This is a genomic window from Aeromonas sp. QDB11, assembly GCF_027705265.1.
Taxonomy (GTDB): Bacteria; Pseudomonadota; Gammaproteobacteria; order Enterobacterales; family Aeromonadaceae; genus Aeromonas; species Aeromonas allosaccharophila.
On sequence record NZ_JAPDBM010000054.1, the window covers coordinates 1 to 18,849 of the forward strand.

Genomic DNA, 18,849 nt, shown 5'->3' on the forward strand with positions numbered 1-18,849 from the left:
TGATCTCGCACCTCGATAACTGTACGTAAGATCAGTATAGTTCGTGGTAACTGACTGCTAATCATGGGTAATCAGGTATTTTATTGAAGATACACCCGAGCAGTATTGGAACTGGCTTAAGAGAGACAGAGACACAGTTTTACTATTCTATAGGTTCTCTAGCAGCATTAACAGGAATGAATATCCGAACTGGCCTGCATTAAGTGCAGGTAAAGCATATGAAATATTAGATGAGTTCATTGAGCGATGGCCAAAGGTAGAGTTGCCTAGTGGTTGGGGAAGTGACAGTCCAGCAGATGAGAAAGCCTATCGCTTTTTAAAAGAATTACTCTGGTCATTCAATACAGATGATGGAGCATCATACATTAGATTGTTGCTTTCTGACCTTCGCTTTTCTGACTTCCATATGGACTTGCAGAGTATTAATGCCTCCTTAATTAGGAAGAGGGCATTGCGAGACTTCACACCTCCGCTGCCACATGAAATTATCAAGTTGCTGGATGGTAATGAAGTTGTCACAGTGGAGGGCTTACGCAAGCTGGTTCTTTATGAGTTGCACCGATATCAACAAGATATCTATGGGGGAGAGTTCAATTCAGCAGAGCGCTTTTACGAGAAAGGTGAAAGGTTGGATGAAGTGCGTTCAACCGAGATCATTGCTGAACGTATCAAGTTGCGCCTTGAGCCGCAAAACATCACAGTCACGCCAGAACATCAGCTAAAGGATCGAAATCGGAGTGATTTCACTTTCACCAAAATTATTGCTGGTCAGAGGCGCCTATTAGTGACTGAGGTAAAAGGGCAATGGCATCGAGAACTTTACAAGGCCGCATCAGCCCAGCTCTATGAGCGTTATTCCATCCACCCAGATGCCGAACAGCAAGGAATATTTTTAGTTATCTGGTTTGGTGCGAATGAAGAGGTTGCAGGACGAAAGAAGCACGGAATTGAATCTGCCGAAATGCTGAAAATAGATATTGAAGAAAAACTCCCCGCAGAGTTATTGGGGCTAATTGACGTGTTTGTGTTGGATGTTTCTCGTCATTAAGTCATCAGTCTAGGAGATGATGCTTGCCATTGTGATGAGTGGATTTTAGGGGCCCTACTTGTTTGGGTGAAGAGAAAGATACGATTGCTTCCCGACATTCAACGTAGCCGCTCCGGCTTGCATCCCCCGCCATGCAGGCGCAGACTGTTTGGCCTTGTTTTTATGCGATTCGATTCAAGGCAACCATCATGACTCCTGCCATCAACCTGCTGAAGAAGCTCAAAATCCCCCACAAGCTCTACCCTTACGAGTGCGAAGCCCACGACGATTTCGGCAAGCATGCCGCGACCCAGCTCGGGCTGCCGGAGGCGCAGGTGTTCAAGACCCTGGTCGCCCATCACGACAAGCAGGCGGTGGTGGCCATCGTTCCCTCATCCGGCATGTGCAGCCTGAAACAGCTGGCCAAGGCGACCGGTCTCAAGAAGGTGGAGATGATGAAACCGGCGGAAGCGGAGAAGCTGACCGGCTATAAGGTCGGCGGCATCAGCCCGCTGGCCCAGAAGAAATTGCTGCCCACCGTGCTCGACGAGTCGGCGCTGCAGTTTGACGAGATCCTGGTGAGCGGCGGCAAGCGCGGCCTCTCGGTCGGTGTGGCGCCGCAGGATATGCTGACGCTGATGAAGTGGATCGCCGCTCCCATCGGCGAAGAGTAGTGTCGGGCACAGTGTGAACCTGCCTTCCGGGCCTGTGGTGGCCCGGATTGTCCTACCTGTGATCGGACGCGCAAGCCGTGATTGCCCCGTGCTCAACGGGGAGTGTGCCAGTCTATACTGGGTGAACCCCGTTGTATGAGTTCAGCCATGATGTACCGACTTCTGTTGCTTTGCCTCTGTTTATCCTTCCCCTCTGCCTTGCTGGCTGCCACCCGCTTTACCCTGCTCAGTCCTGAAAACAGTCAGGATATGCGGATGCGTTATTACCGTGAGGTGATGCAGCTGGCGCTGGAGAAAACTCGTCCCGAATATGGTGACTACGAGTTGCTGGACTCCCTGCCGATGAACAAGGCGCGGATGCGGATCGAGGTGCAGGAGCAGGGCAAGAGTGCGCTGTTTATTGTCGATAGCTGGCCCTATCAGGGGGAGGTTGTGGCGGGTCAGGGCGCGGAGGATCAGGTGTCATCGATCCCGTTCCCGATCGATATGGGGATCCTCGGCTATCGGGTCTGTTTTGTCGGCTCGGATCGTGCTGCCGAGCTGGCGCGGGTGAACACCCTGGATCAGTTGCGCCACTTCACTCAAGGGGTGGGCACCGGCTGGCAGGATGCGGCGATCCTGCGCCACGGCGGGCTGACGGTGCATGAGGTGGATAACTACGAGTCGCTGTTTCGTATGGTGGCACGAGGGCGCATCGATCTCTTCTGTCGTGGGGCCAACGAGATCCTGTCGGAGTGGCAATCTCATCAGGGCAAGGTGGCCGGTTTGACGGTCGATCGCCATCTGGCCCTTTTCTATCCGCTGATCCACGTGTTCTACAGTAATGCCCGCTACGTTCAGGAGCGCGAGCGCCTTGAGCGCGGTCTGCAACTAGCCTGGCAGGATGGTTCGCTCAAGCGGCTCTGGCGCCATCACTTCCAACCCTCGCTGGTGTTTGCCAATCTGGGGGCTCGCCAGATTTTCCGGCTCGGCAATCCGCAGTTACCCAAGGGCGGTTTTGACTATCGTTCCTACCTTTACAACCCGCTGGCGGATGATTTCGGTTCACTGCCCTGAGCCGAGTTATCAGGTGCGCAGGCTCTGATAGAGTAAGGGAGAGATCATTGCCGCCAAGGATATGGCCCATGCGCGCATCTGCCCGCTATCTGCTCTTTATTGCGTTGCTGCTGCCCGCGACCGGCGGTGCGGCCCCTGCCTTTACGCTGCGTACCTGCCTCGAAAACAGTGACTCCTACCCCTGGCTGCTGCAATCGGGGGAGGGGATTGTCCAGTATCACCTCAAGGCGGTTGCCACCGCCCTCAATGCCGAGATCGTGCTGACGCCGCTGCCGTGGAAGCGCTGCCTCTCTCAGGTGAGCAGTGGCCAGATGGATGCGGCCATCAAGATGAGTTACAGCGTCGAGCGAGCGACCAAGGTGGGGGTCTATCCCATGCGTGAGGGCAAACCCGACCCCGCCAAGCGGCTGCTGACCGAGAGCTACAGCCTCTATCAGCTCAAGGGGGGCAAGAGCCAGTGGGATGGCACCACCCTCAGGGTTAAGGGCATGGTGGCGGCCCAGTCGGGATTTTCCATCGTCGACTTGTTGCTGGCTGCGGGGGCCGAGGTGGACGACTCCAGCCGTGACCCGCTGATCATGTTGAAAAAGCTGGTGATGGATCGGGCGCAGGCGACGGCCATCCAGACCGAGGTGGCTGACAGCATTCTGGCGGCTCATCCCGAGCTGCAGGCCCGTATCGAGCGGCTGTCGCCGGTGCTGGTGGAGAAACCCTACTATCTGGTCTTCTCTCACCACTTCTATCAGGCCCATCCCCAACAAAGCCGGCAGGTGTGGGATGCCATCGAGCAGGTGCGCGATTCTGCTGCCTATCAACGTTACGCTGCGTCGCTCAGAAGCACGACTCCGGTGGGGGAGTAGGCTGATGGATGCGACTGGCCGAAAAGGGGAGGAGAGCGTGGGGTGGTGGCAGGGCCGAGCAGCCACGCTCAGGGCTACACTGAAAGTACCCCTTCAGCCAAGGCGCGGTTTATGTCACCCCTGCATCTGCTGACCACCGCTCTGCTCTGCATGTTGTCGCTGACCGGACAGGCGGCCACCCGGTTTACCTATATCAGCCCGGAGAGCGAGCGGGATCCGCGCACCACTTATGATCGGGAGCTGCTGCGGCTCGCCCTCGACAAGACCCGCGACCAGTTTGGCGACTATCTGCTGGAGCCTGCGCCGCCCATGACCAAGGCACGCGAGCGGCTCAGCATGCAGCTCGACAGCTATCCCAACCTCTTTGTGATGGACAGCTACAGCAGCACCCGCGAGGATCTGGGGCTCGCCTATGTCCGTTTTCCCATCCATCTGGGGATCGTCAGCTACCGCATCTGTTTTGTCAGCCCGCAGCAAAAGGTGGCGGTGAGCAAAGTGACCGACCTCAAGGGGCTGCGGCAGTTCACCTTCGGTCAGGGCAAGGGGTGGCTGGATGTGGATATCCTGCGCTACGCCGGGATGGAGGTGGTGGAAGTGGAGGGGTACGAAAAGCTGTTCAAAATGGTTGCGCGGGGTCGCTTCGATCTCTTCTGCCGCGGGGTGAGCGAGCTGCGCAGCGAGCAGCTCACCCACAAGGAGATAGCGGATCTGCTGGTGGATGAGGCGCTGTTGATCTACTACCCGCTGCCCCGGGTTTTCTACACCAATCCCAACAATCGCGAGGCGCTGCAGCGGGTCGAACGGGGGTTGCAGCTGGCGTGGCAGGATGGCTCGCTACAGGCGCTGTGGCGCAAGAGCTTTGGCCCGGCCATCGCCTTTGCCAAGCTCTCCCAGCGCCGACTGTTGCGACTGGATAACCCCTTCCTCGACGGGATCAGCTTCGATTACCGCCCCTACTTCTACAATCCGCAGACCGATCGCTTCGGCGATTACTGAGGTGCCTGCCGCTGGCGGCAGAGGGCCAGCCAGGCCTCGGCGGTGCGGGAGAGATAGCGCTCGCTCGGCCAGATCACCCCGAGTCGCCAGCTCAATTCGGGCTCCAGCGGCCGCAGCACCAGACCATCCGGCGTCAGCCGGTTGCAGACCGGCTCCGGCAAGAAGGCGACTCCCATGCCGCTGCGCACCATGGCGGTGAGAAAATCCCACTGGCTGCTGCGCGCCGCCACCTGCGGCACAAAGCCCGCCTCCTGACACGCCTGCTCCAACCGCTCGCTCAGGGTAAACGCTTGGGTATAGAGCAGGAAGGGCTCTTCCTGCAGAGACTCCAGCCGCAGCGGCGCCTCGCCATGCCAGCGGGGTTGATCAGGCAGCACTACCCGGATCGGGTATTGATCCAGCTCCAGCGCGCTGAGAGCGCCCCCCTCTTTGGTCGGCAGCATGGTGATGGCGAGATCCAGCTCCCCCTCCAGCACCGCCTGTTCGATGCGGCGACCGCCGTACTCCACCAGGGTCAGCTCCACCTTGGGATAGCGGGTGCGGTAGGCGCGGATCAGATCCGCATAGACGTGACCCACCATGGGGGGAATGCCGAGGGTGAGGCGACCATGTTGCAGGCTCTGCAGATCCGCCAGTTCGGCCTCCAGCTGCTGCATCTCAGCCAAGATGGTCTGGGCACGGTTGAACAGCACCTGGCCGCTGTCGGTCAGGGTGAAGCGGCGCCCTTCCCGGTTGAGCAGGGGTTGGCCCAGCTCCTCCTCGATATTGCGGATCATCTTGCTGATGGTGGGCTGGGTGACGAACAGCTTTTCAGAGGCGCGGGTGAAGCTTTTTTCCCGCACCAGTTCGACAAAATAGCGCAGGGCGCGAATATCCATGGACTCTCTCGACTCGTGTTGGCGGGTACGGGATGAAGTATGCCTATGCGGCATGAATTCGATAATTTTAATTCATTTCTGGCAGGTTTTGCTCAACTCTATACTGTGAGCCGGTTCACAGAAAGACGATGATCATGAAAGCCCTCTGCTTGCGCTGGTTACAGACTCCCTTCCAGATTGTGTTGCTGGCAGCCATCTGGCTGCTGGCCGATACCGCGGTGCGTACCCTCCATCTGCCGCTGCCCGCCAACCTCACCGGCATGCTGTTGCTGCTGGTCTGCATCCTGCTCGGGGTGGTCAAGGCCGAGTGGTTCAGCGCGGGTGCCCGCTGGTTGCTGGCCGAGATGCTGCTCTTCTTCGTGCCCGCCGTGGTGGCGGTGGTCAACTATCAGGATCTGCTGTTGCAAGAGGGGTGGCGCATCATGGTGGTGCTGCTGGTGAGCACCACGCTGGTGCTCGGCACCACGGCGCTGGTGGTGGATCGGGTTTACCGCCTCGAACTGAAACTGGCCCGCCGGAGTCGTCGTCATGTCTGATACCCTGCTCGGGCTGATCTGTTTCGCCCTTACCCTGCTCTTCTACTACGCCAGCAAATGGCTCTACGGCAAAAAGCGCATCCTGCCGCTGATGCCGCTGCTGCTGGCGCCGACCCTGCTGGTGGCCGTGGTGCTGCTGTTCCACATCCCCTATCAGGATTACATGGCGGAATCCCACTGGCTGCTCTGGCTGCTGGGCCCAGCCACCGTCGCCTTCGCGGTGCCGGTCTACGAGAACCGCCAGCTCATTCGCCGCCACTGGCTGTCGCTGTCGGTCGGGGTGGTCGCCTCGGTCATCATGGCGGTGGGCAGTACCGTGCTGCTGGCCCGCTGGCTGGATCTCTCCGACATGTTGCAACGCAGTCTGGCGATGCGCTCCATCACCACGCCGTTTGCGGTGGAGGCGACCCGCGCCATCGGCGGTCAGAGCGATCTTACCGCGCTGTTTGTGGTGCTGACCGGCGTCATCGGCATGGCGGTGGGGGAGAGCGTGCTGACCGTGCTGGCCATTCGCAGTCGCCTCGGCAAGGGGGCGGGCTTTGGTGCCTCGGCCCACGGCGCCGGTACCGCCAAGGCCTATCAGATGGGCAACGAAGAAGGGGTGGTCTCCAGCATGGTGATGATGATCGCCGGTATGGTGACCGTGCTGCTGGCACCCCTGCTGGGCCGGATGTTCTGGTAGGCCGGGCTTCCCTTTAGAAGGCGGCTCGTCCCGGCGCTACACTCTAGTGAGCGTGTATTCCCGGGATGAGCAGTATGACCTTTCATCGCCTCGCTTTCTTCTTGTTGCTGTGCAGCCTTTCCCTCCTTGCCGCCCCCCTGCGGGCGAGCGACGTTTTTACCCATATCAGCCCCGAGAGCGAGCGGGATCAGCGCACTCTCTATTTTCGCGATCTGTTGCAGCTGGCGCTGGAGAAGACCCGTGACAGCTTTGGTGACTATGAGCTGCGGGCGGCGCCGCCGATGAACAGGATCCGGCTGCGCCAAGTGCTGCAAACCAACTTCTACCCCAACTTCTTTGCCGTCGATACGCCACAGCCCGATAGCGGCGAGGCCCTCGACTATGTCCGCTTCCCGGTGGAGCTCGGCATCCTCGGCTATCGCATCTGCTTCGTCAGTCCGCAGCAGGCGAAGGCGATTGCGGGGGTGACCCGCTTCGAACAGCTCAAGCAGTACCAGAACGTGCAGGGGCGCGGTTGGCAGGATGCTGCCATTCTGCGGGCGGCCGGTCTGCAGGTGCAGGAGGTGGACAGCTATGAGCGCCTGTTCAAGCTGGTGGCCCGTGGGCGGGCCGACCTCTTTTGCCGCGGCGCCAACGAGCTCTTCACCGAGCTGGAGCAGCATCGGGATGTGGTTGGTCTCACCGTGGAGCCGCACATCGCTCTGCACTACCCCTTCCTCCATCTCTTCTACACCTACAAGGGGAATCAGACGGGGCTCAGGCGCATTCAGGCCGGGCTCAAGCTGGCGTGGCAGGATGGCTCGCTACAACAGCTCTGGCTGCGCTACTTCAAGCCATCCCTCGATCAGGCCAGGCTCCACGAGCGGCAGCTGTTCGAGCTGCCCAACCCTCTGCTCAAGGGGATCGACTTTGATTACGACGCCTACCACTATGATCCGGTAACGGGGCACTTCGGCCCCGGCTTGCCCTGAGCCGGAATCAGCAATCAGTGACGTGGCCAGCCCTGCGGCTGGCCTTTTTATCAGGCGAATCATGCCAAATTGGCATGCTTTTTATTATTTAAATTCATTTTTTGACGGTTGTTGCGCTGCATATACTGGGGGTCGCTTCACGGTTCAGATTTGCTCCTGCCCGCTTCTGGCTTGCGCGAGTGAGCCTGAATCGTCCTGCTGCGGCGTCTTGATGTTCTGCATGAAGGCGTCCATCACTGGGCCGGGATCGATCCCGGCAGGTATTACAGCTGACGGAGCCTTGTTATGTTTAATCCCCACCCTTGCGCCCTGATTGTCGAAGGGGGCGCGATGCGCGGCATCTTTGCCAGCGGCGTGCTCGATGCGTTTGTCGAAAGTCACCACTACCCGTTCGATTTCGTCATGGGCGTCTCGGCCGGTGCCACCAATCTGGTCTCCTACCTGAGCGAGCAGCCGCGCCGCAGTCACCACATCATCACCGAGCTGGCTTGCAGCTCCCGGTTTCTCGATCCCCTGCGTTTCGTCAAAGGGGGCGACCTGGTGGATATCGGCTGGCTGTGGCAGGCCAGTCGCCATCGCTTCCCGCTCGATCTTGAGACCTTCTGCGCCCGCGACATTCCCTTCTACGCGGTGGCGACCGATGTGGCGAGCGGCAAGGCCATCTATCTGCCGGTGCGGCCCGACAACATGGATGAGGTGCTGACTGCCACCTGCGCTCTGCCGGTGGTGCAGCACGATACCCCCTGCGTCGATGGTCGCCCGATGGCCGATGGCGGGATCAGCGACTCCATTCCGGTGATAGAGGCCTATCGGCGCGGGGCGCGGCGGATGACAGTGGTGCTGTCGGAACCCTGGGGATATCGCAAGAAGCCGGCCCGTTTTTGCTGGATGGTCAAAGCCTTGCTGAAAACCCAGCCTGCACTGGCGCAAGCTATGCTGGAGCGGGATCGCGCCTACAACCGGGGACTCGATTTCATTGCCAATCCCCCTGCCGATTGCGAGATCGAAGTGATCGCGCCACCGGCCGATTTCATGGTCTCCCGTTTTACCCAGGACCCGGTCAAGCTGGAGTCCGGCTATCTGCAGGGTTACTGGCAGGGGCGCCAGAGTCTGTTGCGGGCCCGTAGAGAGGCGCGAGCGGTGGCCTGACTGGTTTGCCGGGTGCTGAATATAAAAAGGGGAACCTCGCGGTTCCCCTTTGCATGCTTGTGCGGCAGTCGCTGGTTACAGCATCTGCTTGAGGCGATAGAGCAGGTCCAGTGCCTGACGGGGAGTGAGCTCGTCCGGGCGCAGCGCTTCCAGCTCTTCCACCACCGGATGAGGCTGCGGGGCGAGGGTCACCGGAGCCGGGCGGCTTTCACCGGCGGCCACCGGGGTGGCGCTCTCCAGCTCGTGCAGTTTGTGACGGGCCTGCTGGATCACCGATTTCGGCACCCCGGCCAACGCCGCCACTTGCAGGCCGTAGGAGCGGCTGGCCGCGCCTTCCTGCACTGCGTGCATAAAGGCGATGGTGTCGCCGTGCTCCACCGCATCGAGGTGGACGTTGGCCAGCCCGCTCATCAGCTCCGGCAGACGGGTCAGCTCGAAGTAGTGGGTGGCGAACAGGGTGTAGGCGCCAATCTTGCTCGCCAGCTGTTCGGCACAGGCCCACGCCAGCGAGAGGCCGTCGTAGGTGCTGGTGCCGCGGCCAATTTCGTCCATCAGCACCAGACTGCGGGCGGTGGCGTTGTTGAGGATATTGGCGGTCTCGGTCATCTCCACCATAAAGGTGGAGCGGCCGGAGGCGAGATCGTCTGACGCTCCGATGCGGGTGAAGATACGGTCGATGGGGCCGATGCGGGCGCTGTCGGCGGGCACGAAGGCGCCGATATGAGCCAGCAGCACGATCAGCGCGGTCTGGCGCATGTAGGTCGATTTACCGCCCATGTTGGGACCCGTGATGATCAGCATCCGCCGCTCCCGCTCCAGCCGGATGGGGTTGGCGATAAAGGGATCTGTCATCACCTGCTCAACCACCGGATGGCGGCCCGCTTCGATCAGGATCTGATCCTCATCGATGAGGGTCGGGCAGCGGTAGTCGAGGGTCTCGGCCCGCTCGGCCAGGTTGGCTAGCACGTCCAGCTCCGCCAGTGCGGCGGCGGAATCCTGCAGATCGCCGAGGTGGGGCAGCAGAGTATCGAGCAGCTCTTCGTAGAGCCGTTTCTCCAGCGCCAGCGCCTGGGACTGGGCGGTGAGTACCTTGTCCTCGTATTTCTTCAGCTCATCGATGATGTAGCGTTCGTTGTTCTTGAGGGTCTGGCGGCGGATGTAGTGGGCCGGCACCAGATGGCTGTTGGCGCGGCTCACCTCGATATAGAAGCCGTGCACCTTGTTGTAACCCACCTTGAGGGTGTTGATGCCGGTCAGCAGTTTTTCCCGCTCTTCGATGCGGGCGAGGCTGGCGGTGGCGCCGTTGGCGAGATCCCGCAGCTCGTCCAGCTCCTGATTGAAGCCGTCACGGATGACGCCACCATCGCGGATCAGCACCGGCGGCACCTCCATCACCGCACGTTCCAGCAGGTCGAGCAGCTCGGGGAAGGTGCTGGCGCGCTCGGCCAGCTGTTGCACCGCTTCGTGCTCGTTGTCCGCCAGCAGGCGCTGCAACTCGGGCAGCTGGGCGAAGGCCTGACGCAGTCGGGTGAGGTCGCGCGGGCGGGCCGAGCGCAGGGCGAGACGGGCCAGCACCCGCTCCACATCACCCACCTGACGCAGCAGGCTGCCCAACTCGTCGTAGAGGTTCTGCTCAATGAGCTCCTTGATGGTGCTCTGGCGACCTTTCAGGATCACCCGATCGCGGATCGGCTGGTGGATCCAGCGCTTGAGCAGGCGGCTGCCCATGGGGGTGGCGGTGCGATCCAGCACCTCGGCCAGGGTACTTTCATAGCCACCGGCCAGATTCTGGGTCAGCTCCAGATTGCGGCGGGTGGCGGCATCCATGATAACCGCATGATCCGGCTGCTCGAGGCGCACGTTGCGGATGTGGGGCAGGGCGGTGCGCTGGGTGTCCTTGACGTACTGCATCAGACAACCAGCGGCGCACAGGGCGGTCTCGCTCTTGTCTACGCCAAATCCCACCAGATCCTGGGTGCCGAATTGTTGGCAGAGCAGCTTGCGAGCTGTGCCCAGCTCAAACTCCCACTCCGGACGGCGGCGCAGGCCGCGGCGACCCTCGATATGGTGCAGGAACTCGAACGATTCGGGATAGAGCAGCTCGGCCGGATTGGTGCGTTGCAGCTCCGCCAACAGGGTCTCTTCTTTATCGAACTGGTTGATGAAGAAGCGGCCGGAGCCGATGTCCATGGTGCCGTAACCGAAGCGGCGGCCATCGTGATAGACGGCGGCGATCAGGTTGTCCTGCCGCTCGCTGAGCAGCGCCTCGTCGGAGACGGTGCCTGGGGTGATGATGCGAATGACCTTACGCTCCACCGGCCCCTTGCTGGTGGCGGGATCCCCCACCTGTTCGCAGATGGCGGCCGACTCGCCGAGCTGTACCAGCTTGGCCAGATAACCCTCGATGGCGTGATAGGGCACCCCCGCCATCGGGATGGGGCTGCCGGCCGACTGGCCGCGCTTGGTCAGGGAGATGTCGAGCAGCTGGGAGGCCTTGCGGGCATCGTCATAGAACAGCTCGTAGAAGTCGCCCATCCGGTAGAACAGCAGGATTTCCGGGTTCTCGGCCTTGAGGCCAAGGTACTGCTGCATCATGGGCGTGTGGGCGCTGAGATTGGCGCTTGGCGCAGCGCCAGTAGCGTGGTGTTGTGCGGTCATGTTCTGTTCCAGAAGGGGCCTCTGCGGGCCAGTGTCTGCGGTGATGAGCCTTGAGCTTGATGGCGCCATTCTACACATAAGCGTCGCGCCGGGGGAGCGGGTGTTCCGGGCGCGGCTGCTCGGCACTATTGAAGGCATGGCACCGGAGCAACCTCCCATTGCAACAGGCAAGCGCGGTTGCCGTGGCGGTCTGCCATGGTTGCGGGCCGCGCTAGCGGGATCGCATAATGTGCCTCTTGAGCGGATCAGCAGGAGTCGTGATGAAACTGGATGCAGAGATAGAGCACCTTGCCATCGAGCTGGGACGTGCCCTCGGTCAGCGGGGCTGGCTGGCGGCGACCGCCGAATCCTGTACTGGCGGCGGGGTGGCCAGCGCCATCACCGACATTGCGGGCAGCTCCGGCTGGTTCGATCGCGGGTTTGTCACCTACACCAACGAGGCCAAGCAGCAGATGTTGGGGGTGAGCAGTGAGAGCCTTGAACAGCATGGCGCGGTGAGCGAAGCCGTGGTGCTGGAGATGGCCCGCGGCGCGCTGGCCCACTCGTCGGCCGCCATCAGCGTGGCCATCAGTGGCATCGCTGGCCCCGGTGGCGCCACCGAAGACAAGCCGGTCGGCACCGTCTGGTTTGCCTGGGCCGATCGCAACGGCCGTCACCACTCTCTGCTCGCCCGCTTCGACGGGGATCGTCGGCAGGTGCGCCAGCAGGCGGTGAGACAGGCCCTGTCGGGTCTGTTGGCCCTGCTCAGATAAATTGGGCTTGATACTGTATGAATAGACAGTATACTTAGCCCAACTTCACTTCTTACTCACGATTTCCAGCGGAGATTGGCATGGATCAGAACAAACAGAAGGCACTGGCGGCTGCGCTGGGTCAGATTGAAAAGCAGTTCGGCAAAGGTTCCATCATGCGTCTGGGCGACAGCAAGACCATGGATATCGAAGCCATCTCTACCGGCTCCCTCTCGCTGGACGTGGCGCTGGGCATCGGCGGTCTGCCGTGTGGCCGTATCGTCGAGATCTACGGCCCGGAATCTTCCGGTAAAACCACCCTCACCCTGCAGGTGATCGCGGAAGCCCAGAAGAAAGGCAAAACCTGTGCCTTCGTCGATGCAGAACACGCCCTCGACCCTATCTATGCTGCCAAGCTGGGCGTCAACGTCGACGACCTGCTGATCTCCCAGCCGGATACCGGTGAACAGGCGCTGGAAATTTGCGACATGCTGGTTCGCTCCAACGCCGTTGACGTCATCATCGTCGACTCCGTGGCGGCCCTGACGCCGAAAGCGGAAATCGAAGGCGAAATGGGTGACTCCCACGTCGGTCTGCAGGCCCGTCTGATGTCCCAGGCGCTGCGCAAGCTGACCGCCAACATCAAGAACGCCAATTGCCTGTGCATCTTCATCAACCAGATCCGGATGAAGATCGGCGTCATGTTCGGTAGCCCGGAGACCACCACTGGTGGTAACGCGCTCAAGTTCTACGCTTCTGTGCGTCTCGATATTCGTCGTATCGGCGCCATCAAGGAAGGCGACGAAGTGGTCGGTAACGAGACCCGCGTTAAAGTGGTCAAGAACAAGGTGGCCCCGCCCTTCAAACAGGCCGAATTCCAGATCTTCTACGGCGCCGGTATCTCCAAAGAGGGCGAGCTGGTGGACTTGGGCGTCAAGCACAAGCTGATCGACAAGGCCGGTGCCTGGTACAGCTACAACGGCGAGAAGATCGGTCAGGGCAAGGCCAACGTCATGAAGCTGTTCGCCGAGAACAAGGTAATGGCTGGCGAAATTGAAGCGCGCCTGCGCGAACTGCTGCTCTCCGGTGCCGTGCCGGCAGAGAAGCCGGTGGCAGCGGCCGCCGAAGAGTTTGAAGACGAAAGCGAACAAGAGTTCGAATAAGGTAAAGGAGGCCGGGTTGATACCCGGCCTTGTCATTTATGGTCGATGAATCTCTCCCCGAACCCGTTGAACTCTCCTTTGAAGCGCTGTTTGCCGCTGCCCGCGCCTTTGCCATGCGCAGTCTGGCACGTCGCGAGAGCGCCGAGTCCGAGCTGGCCAACCGGCTGCGCCAGCAAGGCTTCAATGAAGAGGTGATCGAGGCGGTGGTCGACTACTGCCGCGGTTACAACTGGGTCAACGACGAACGTTACGGTGGCATGGCGGTACGGGCCGGTGCCGCCAAGGGGCATGGCCCTATCAAGATCCGCTTCGATCTGCGCCGCAAGGGGCTCGATGATATGCAGATCGATGCCGCCTTCGATCAGCCGGAACTGGATTGGTTCGAACTGGCGTTTGCTCTGCTCGAACGGCGCGCCAGAGTGGCCGATCTGGCGGATTTCAAGCTGCGGATGAAGTGGCTCAAATACCTGCTGGGGCGCGGCTTTACCCAGGATCAGGCGCGTTATGCGATATCAACCCTGCAGGAGTCGGCCTCAGAGTAACGGGGCCGGTGCCTTGTTGCGTGATGCAAGGTCATGAGACAACGCCTTGCCCGCTGCACTCTTTACTCTTCTATGCACCACGCGCTGATACCCCTTATCTCGCATTTACAGGATTTTTCCTGCCCATTCAGTGGCTTGAGGGACGGGGATGGCGAAAGGCCGGCTCTGCCGTGCCACATGGCTATTTTCCACTGCTTTTGGCCTGATCCCCGGCTCAAAAAGCCTCTGTTTGCCTCCCTTTTCTCTTCGTATCCATTTATGCGCGCTTTTTCGCCCGTGACGGGCCTGTACGTTTTACTTTACCCCGCAGAAAACTTACATTAATGCGGTTAAAAGTCCGTATTCGAATCAAGCAGGATTTTCCATGTATATGTCCACGTCAGAGATACGCGCTGCGTTTCTCGAGTATTTCCGTTCCCAGGGACACCAGGTTGTCTCCTCCAGCTCGCTGGTACCGCATAACGACCCGACCCTGTTGTTTACCAACGCGGGTATGAACCAGTTCAAGGATGTGTTCCTTGGCGCCGAGAAGCGTGCCTACAACCGCGCCACCACGTCCCAGCGTTGTGTCCGTGCCGGTGGTAAACACAATGACCTGGAAAACGTCGGCTATACCGCCCGTCACCACACTTTCTTCGAAATGCTGGGCAACTTCAGCTTCGGCGACTACTTCAAGCATGACGCCATCAAGTTTGCCTGGGGTTTCCTGACAGAAGTGCTGCAGCTGCCGAAAGATCGCTTGCTGGTGACCGTCTACGCGACTGACGATGAAGCGTTCAATATCTGGGAAAAAGAGGTTGGTGTACCGGCCGATCGTATCGTGCGCATCGGTGACAACAAGGGGGCCCCTTACGCCTCCGACAACTTCTGGGCGATGGGTGATACCGGCCCGTGCGGTCCCTGCACCGAGATCTTCTATGACCACGGCGATCACATCTGGGGTGGCCGTCCCGGCTCGCCGGAAGAGGATGGCGACCGTTTCATCGAGATCTGGAACGTGGTGTTCATGCAGTTCAACCGTCAGGCTGACGGCACCATGGAACCGCTGCCCCGTCCGTCCGTGGATACCGGCATGGGTCTGGAGCGTATCTCCGCCATCATGCAGGGTGTCCACTCCAACTACGAAATCGACATCTTCCAGGCGCTGATCAAGAAAGCGGCCGAGATCGTCGGTACCACCGATCTGAGCAACCAGTCCCTGCGCGTCATCGCGGACCACATCCGCTCCTGCGCCTTCCTGGTGGCAGATGGCGTGATGCCGTCCAACGAAGGCCGTGGTTATGTGCTGCGCCGCATCATCCGTCGCGCCGTGCGCCACGGTCGCAAGCTGGGTGCTACCGACGTCTTCTTCTACAAACTGGCTGCCGAGCTGGCGGTGCAGATGAAGGATGTAGGCGCCGAACTGATCGCCCAGCTGCCGCTGGTCGAGCGCGTACTGCGCATCGAGGAAGAGCAGTTTGTTCGCACCCTGGATCGCGGTCTGCTGCTGCTGGAAGATGTGCTGGCCAATCTGGGCGACGCCAAAGTCGTGCCGGGTGAGGTGGTGTTCAAGCTCTATGACACCTACGGCTTCCCGGCCGATCTGACTGCTGACGTGGTGCGCGAGCGCGACATCGGCATCGATGAAGAGGGCTTCACCGTCGAGATGGAGAAGCAGCGTGCTCGTGCCAAAGAGGCCTCCAGCTTCGGCGTGAACTACAACGAGATGCTCAAGCTTGACTTCGAAACGCCGTTTACCGGCTACAAGAACCTGAGCGAGCGCACTCGTGTGCTCGGCATCTACAAGGGCACCGAAGAGGTGAATGGCCTGATCGCCGGTGACGAAGCCGTCATCGTGCTGGAGCAGACCCCCTTCTACGCCGAGTCCGGTGGTCAGGTGGGCGATAGCGGCACCCTGAAAGTGGACGACGGCATCTTTGCCGTGACCGACACCCAGAAAGCGGGCAAGGCGATCATCCACAAGGGTTACATGGAGCTGGGTACCCTGGAGAAGGGCGCCGAAGTGGAAGCCGTGGTCGATGGCGATCGCCGTCAGGCCGTCGCCCTGAACCACTCCGTGACTCACCTGCTGCACGCCGCCCTGCGCCAGTCGCTGGGTGATCACGTGACCCAGAAAGGTTCTCTGGTGGGGGCCGAGCGCATGCGTTTCGACTTCTCCCACTTCGAGGGGTTGACCATGGCGACCATTCGTCGCATCGAAGAGCTGGTCAACGCCCAGATCCGTGCCAACCACGAAGTCAGCACTCAGGTGATGGATCTGGAAGCCGCCAAGGCTGCCGGTGCCATGGCGCTGTTTGGTGAGAAATATGAAGACGACGTGCGCGTGGTGCGCATGGGCGACTACTCCACCGAGCTGTGTGGCGGTACTCACGCCAAGCGCACCGGTGATATCGGCTTCTTCAAGATCATCGCCGAGAGCGGTATCGCCGCCGGGGTGCGTCGTATCGAAGCGGTGACCGGTAAGGGCGCCATCGACTTCATGCACCAACTGGCCGAGCAGTTTGAAGAGGCTGCCGCACTGGTGAAAGGCGATCAGTTCTCCATCGGCAGCAAAGTGCGCCAGATCCTGGACAAGTCCAAGATGATGGAGCGCGAGCTGGAGCAGCTCAAGGCCAAGCTGGCCGCTCAGGCCGGTAACGATCTGCTGAGTCAGGTGATCGAGATCAATGGTCAGAAGGTGCTGGTTGCAGCGCTGGAAGGGGCCGATCCGAAATCTCTGCGCGGCATGCTGGACGAGCTGAAAAACCGCATGAAGTCCGGTGTCGTACTGCTGGCAACCTGTGCCGACGGCAAGGTTAACCTGATCGCCGGTGTCACCAACGACCTGACCGGCAAGGTCAAGGCCGGTGAGCTGGTCAATCTGGTTGCCCAGCAGGTGGGTGGCAAGGGCGGTGGTCGTGCGGACATGGCACAGGCGGGTGGTACCCAGCCTGAGGCGGTGCCGGCAGCGCTGCAATCCGTTCACTCCTGGCTGGAAGAGCGCCTGTAATCGGGCGAGGTGATCTGTGGCACTCTATGTACAGAAGTACGGCGGCACCTCGGTCGGCACACTGGAGCGGATCGAGGCGGTAGCTGAGCGGGTCGAGCAGACCCGCGCCCAGGGACACGACGTGGTGGTGGTTGTCTCCGCCATGTCGGGCGAAACCAACCGGCTGCTGGGCATGGCCCAGCAGCTGGATCCTGATGCCAACCGGCGCGAGATGGATGTGCTGGTCTCCACCGGTGAGCAGGTCACCATAGCGCTGCTGGCGATCGCGTTGAACAAACGCGGTTGCCCAGCGGTCTCAATGACCGGTGATCAGGTTCGCATTCATACCGATTCCGCCTATGGCAAGGCGCGCATCACTCACATTGACACCGAGCTGGTTCAGGCTGAACTGGCGGCGGGCAAGGTGGTGGTGATTGCCGGTTTCCAGGGCCGTGACGAGCATAACGCCATCACGACCCTGGGCCGCGGTGGCTCGGACACCACGGCGGTTGCCGTAGCGGCGGCCATCAAGGCCGATGAGTGCCAGATCTTTACCGATGTGGATGGGGTATACACCACGGATCCGCGCATCGAGCCCAAGGCGCGTCGTCTCGACACCATCACCTTCGAGGAGATGCTGGAGATGGCCAGTCTCGGTGCCAAGGTGCTGCAGATCCGCTCGGTGGAGTTTGCGGGCAAGTACCGCGTCCCGCTGCGGGTGCTGTCGAGCTTTATCGATGGAGAGGGAACCTTAATCACATATGGAGGTGATAGGATGGAAGCTCCCCTGGTATCCGGGATCGCTTTTAACCGCAACGAGGCCAGCCTGACCATTCTGGGCGTGCCGGACAGACCAACCGTTGCCGCGCAGATCCTGAATCCGATCAGCGACGCCAACATTGATGTCGACATGATTGTGCAGAATACCCTGGGAGATGGCACCGCCGACTTCACCTTCACGGTGAATCGTGACGACTACCGCCGCGCCCGGGCACTGCTGGAGGAGACCGCCACTGCGCTGGGCGCCTCCTGCGTGCAGGGAAATGGCGAGATTGCCAAGGTTTCCATTGTCGGTGTCGGCATGTGGAACCATCCCGGTGTTGCGCGCACCATGTTCAAGGTATTGGGCGAGGAGGGGATCAACATGCAGTTGATCTCGACCTCTGAAATCAAAATCTCTGTGGTCATTGACGAGAAGTATCTGGAGCTGGCAGTGCGCGCCCTGCACGCGGCTTTCGGGTTGGATCAGGCACCGCAGGAGCAGCCCTTGGGCTAACAATCTCTGATTGATTTAGTTTCAACCATTTACCATATCGGTATCTTTGTAAGATAATGTCGCATATCGATATAAAAACAAAACAGGATACAGGAGCAAGCGAATGCTTATTTTGACTCGTCGTGTTGGGGAAACCCTGATGATTGGTGATGAAGTGACTGTCACCGTACTGGGCGTTAAAGGCAACCAGGTCCGTATCGGTGTGAACGCACCGAAAGAGGTCTCCGTGCACCGCGAAGAGATCTACCAGCGCATCCAGGCCGAGAAAGTACCGGGCCAACCGGGCTTCTAAGCTGCGTTCATGGCTGTGACAAGGCGACACCCTATGTGTCGCCTTTTGTTTTTCTGGCCCCCGAAAAATCGCCCTGCAAGGTGCGAAACTGCGGGATAAGTGCCGATATTGTTTGAATATTCCACGCTTTGACCAAATGCTGAGCGAACGCGCTTTTTTCTCCAAAAAAGTGTTTGACTAAAAATCCCTGTGAAGTATTATCAGCCCCGCAAACGGAGAGGTGGCCGAGAGGCTGAAGGCGCTCCCCTGCTAAGGGAGTATGCGGCTTATACCCGCATCGGGGGTTCGAATCCCCCCTTCTCCGCCATTTGCGCCCGTAGCTCAGCTGGATAGAGTACCTGGCTACGAACCAGGTGGTCAGAGGTTCGAATCCTCTCGGGCGCACCATAG

General features: G+C 60.1%; 17 protein-coding genes and 2 tRNA genes. 17 read left to right on the forward strand and 2 right to left on the reverse strand.

Going from position 1 to position 18,849, the window contains the following annotated elements; translation table 11 throughout:
• Nucleotides 1-262: 262 nt before the first annotated feature.
• From OKC40_RS16520 to OKC40_RS16540, 5 genes are all read left to right on the forward strand, one after another.
• Nucleotides 263-1,048 carry a hypothetical protein gene (locus OKC40_RS16520; RefSeq protein ID WP_270796016.1) on the forward strand — a complete coding sequence of 262 codons (786 nt, stop codon included), beginning with the start codon at nt 263-265 and terminating at the stop codon, nt 1,046-1,048.
• A gap of 188 nt (nt 1,049-1,236) precedes the next feature.
• On the forward strand, nt 1,237-1,701 hold the full coding sequence (ybaK, locus tag OKC40_RS16525) for a Cys-tRNA(Pro) deacylase (protein WP_005336092.1): 465 nt from the start codon (nt 1,237-1,239) through the stop codon (nt 1,699-1,701).
• 147 nt (nt 1,702-1,848) lie between these two features.
• A complete protein-coding gene (locus OKC40_RS16530) occupies nt 1,849-2,757 on the forward strand; it encodes a hypothetical protein (RefSeq protein WP_270796018.1) in 909 nt (302 codons plus the stop codon).
• A 68-nt stretch (nt 2,758-2,825) separates the two neighbouring features.
• Complete coding sequence (locus OKC40_RS16535) at nt 2,826-3,617, forward strand: substrate-binding periplasmic protein (protein WP_270796020.1); 792 nt, start codon at nt 2,826-2,828, stop codon at nt 3,615-3,617.
• Between the two features lie 111 nt (nt 3,618-3,728).
• Nucleotides 3,729-4,613, forward strand: a complete 885-nt coding sequence (locus OKC40_RS16540; RefSeq protein WP_270796022.1) for a transporter substrate-binding domain-containing protein — start codon at nt 3,729-3,731, stop codon at nt 4,611-4,613.
• Here OKC40_RS16540 and OKC40_RS16545 read toward each other — a convergent pair.
• On the reverse strand, nt 4,607-5,491 hold the full coding sequence (locus tag OKC40_RS16545; protein WP_005336083.1) for a LysR family transcriptional regulator: 885 nt from the start codon (nt 5,489-5,491) through the stop codon (nt 4,607-4,609). The two genes, OKC40_RS16540 and OKC40_RS16545, sit on opposite strands and share 7 nt — an antisense overlap.
• Nucleotides 5,492-5,625: 134 nt before the next feature.
• Here OKC40_RS16545 and OKC40_RS16550 point away from each other — a divergent pair, with 134 nt between their 5' ends.
• From OKC40_RS16550 to OKC40_RS16565, 4 genes are all read left to right on the forward strand, one after another.
• Nucleotides 5,626-6,027, forward strand: a complete 402-nt coding sequence (locus tag OKC40_RS16550; protein WP_113740422.1) for a CidA/LrgA family protein — start codon at nt 5,626-5,628, stop codon at nt 6,025-6,027.
• Entirely contained in the window at nt 6,020-6,709 is a 690-nt protein-coding gene (locus OKC40_RS16555; RefSeq protein ID WP_041210813.1) for an LrgB family protein, read from the forward strand. The genes OKC40_RS16550 and OKC40_RS16555 overlap by 8 nt, the downstream gene beginning before the upstream one ends.
• Before the next feature lie 74 nt (nt 6,710-6,783).
• Nucleotides 6,784-7,680, forward strand: coding sequence for a hypothetical protein (locus OKC40_RS16560; protein WP_270796025.1), 897 nt, complete (start codon nt 6,784-6,786; stop codon nt 7,678-7,680).
• 285 nt (nt 7,681-7,965) lie between these two features.
• Nucleotides 7,966-8,829, forward strand: a complete 864-nt coding sequence (locus tag OKC40_RS16565) for a patatin-like phospholipase family protein (protein ID WP_270796027.1) — start codon at nt 7,966-7,968, stop codon at nt 8,827-8,829.
• Between the two features lie 75 nt (nt 8,830-8,904).
• Here OKC40_RS16565 and mutS read toward each other — a convergent pair whose 3' ends face one another.
• A complete protein-coding gene (gene mutS, locus OKC40_RS16570; protein WP_270796028.1) occupies nt 8,905-11,487 on the reverse strand; it encodes a DNA mismatch repair protein MutS in 2,583 nt (860 codons plus the stop codon).
• Nucleotides 11,488-11,747: 260 nt separating this feature from the next.
• Here mutS and pncC point away from each other — a divergent pair, with 260 nt between their 5' ends.
• From pncC to OKC40_RS16610, 8 genes are all read left to right on the forward strand, one after another.
• Nucleotides 11,748-12,239 (forward strand): nicotinamide-nucleotide amidase, encoded by a 492-nt coding sequence (gene pncC, locus OKC40_RS16575; RefSeq protein ID WP_042657693.1) that lies wholly within the window; start codon nt 11,748-11,750, stop codon nt 12,237-12,239.
• Nucleotides 12,240-12,319: 80 nt separating this feature from the next.
• A complete protein-coding gene (gene recA / locus OKC40_RS16580; RefSeq protein ID WP_042058789.1) occupies nt 12,320-13,381 on the forward strand; it encodes a recombinase RecA in 1,062 nt (353 codons plus the stop codon).
• A gap of 38 nt (nt 13,382-13,419) precedes the next feature.
• A complete protein-coding gene (locus tag OKC40_RS16585) occupies nt 13,420-13,923 on the forward strand; it encodes a regulatory protein RecX (RefSeq protein WP_270796031.1) in 504 nt (167 codons plus the stop codon).
• A gap of 364 nt (nt 13,924-14,287) precedes the next feature.
• Nucleotides 14,288-16,912, forward strand: coding sequence for an alanine--tRNA ligase (alaS, locus tag OKC40_RS16590; RefSeq protein ID WP_270796033.1), 2,625 nt, complete (start codon nt 14,288-14,290; stop codon nt 16,910-16,912).
• Between the two features lie 16 nt (nt 16,913-16,928).
• Nucleotides 16,929-18,167, forward strand: coding sequence for an aspartate kinase (locus tag OKC40_RS16595; protein ID WP_042657690.1), 1,239 nt, complete (start codon nt 16,929-16,931; stop codon nt 18,165-18,167).
• 103 nt (nt 18,168-18,270) lie between these two features.
• The gene (gene csrA, locus OKC40_RS16600; protein WP_005336053.1) at nt 18,271-18,459 is read left to right on the forward strand and encodes a carbon storage regulator CsrA; all 189 of its coding nucleotides are present in this window, start codon (nt 18,271-18,273) and stop codon (nt 18,457-18,459) included.
• 214 nt (nt 18,460-18,673) lie between these two features.
• A tRNA-Ser gene (locus OKC40_RS16605) sits at nt 18,674-18,766 on the forward strand.
• 3 nt (nt 18,767-18,769) lie between these two features.
• Nucleotides 18,770-18,846: transfer RNA gene (locus OKC40_RS16610), tRNA-Arg, on the forward strand.
• The last annotated feature ends 3 nt before the right edge of the window (nt 18,847-18,849 follow it).